Source organism: Eubacterium sp. 3_1_31 (assembly GCF_964249515.1).
GTDB classification, from domain to species: Bacteria; Bacillota_I; Bacilli_A; order Erysipelotrichales; family Erysipelotrichaceae; genus Longicatena; species Longicatena caecimuris.
Genome location: NZ_CAXUBY010000111.1, coordinates 1 through 908, shown reverse-complemented (window position 1 = coordinate 908; position 908 = coordinate 1). Strand labels below are relative to the sequence as shown.

Genomic DNA, 908 nt, shown 5'->3' with positions numbered 1-908 from the left:
ACGTGATATATCAAAAACAATAGAAGATATCTATGGATTTTCAATTTCTCATGAAATGGTATCCGATATTACAGATGCCATATTACCAGAACTAGAAGAATGGCGAAATAGACCATTAAAGAAGTGCTATGCCTTCTTGTTCGTAGATTGTATGTATGTGACATTGCGTAGTGGCTATGAGGCGAAAGAATGCGCTGTATACACGATATTAGGCTACGATTTGAATGGGCATAAAGATATCCTTGGATTATGGCTTAGTGAAAGCGAGAGTAAGAATTATTGGATGCAGATATTTGATGAATTGAAAGCACGAGGGATAGAAGATGTTTTCTTTATGTCGATGGATGGAGTTAGTGGACTGGAAGAAGGAGCCAAAGCAATATTTCCTAAGATCATTGTTCAAAGATGTATCGTACATCTGATCCGCAATTCCATTAAATACGTCCCTAGTAAGGATTATAAAAAGTTCACACAAGAATTAAAGAAAGTATATGGGGCACCAAATTTAAAAGCGGCAGCGGCAGCCTTTGAATCTTTTTGTCGAACATGGGAACAGTATCCTGGAGCTATTGAAGTATGGAAAAGGAACTTCAAATTTGTAGAACAATTATATGATTATGGAAGTGATGTACGACGTATTATGTATACCACTAACGCGATAGAGTCGATCAATTCAAGTTTTCGCAAAGTAACGAAAAAAGGCGCCTTTCCAAATGAAAACGCCTTATTCAAATTATTATACTTACGCTGTACAGAGCTAGAAAAGAAATGGAATAACGGAACCATTCACGATTGGTCAAAAGTGTTGAATCAACTTATGGTTAATGAAATTTTTACATCTCGTATTGAAAAATATCTTAAATAGATGTCTTAATCAATTTTACTTACACACTTTTCTTGACAAACCC

1 protein-coding gene is annotated in these 908 nt (G+C 35.4%); it reads left to right on the top strand.

Annotation, left to right across the window (positions count from 1 at the left end; all coding sequences use genetic code 11):
- Positions 1 to 865, top strand: an 865-nt coding sequence (locus ACESSZ_RS16465; RefSeq protein ID WP_499842909.1) for an IS256 family transposase, incomplete at its 5' end; no start/stop codon positions are given.
- Between the last annotated feature and the right edge of the window lie 43 nt (positions 866 to 908).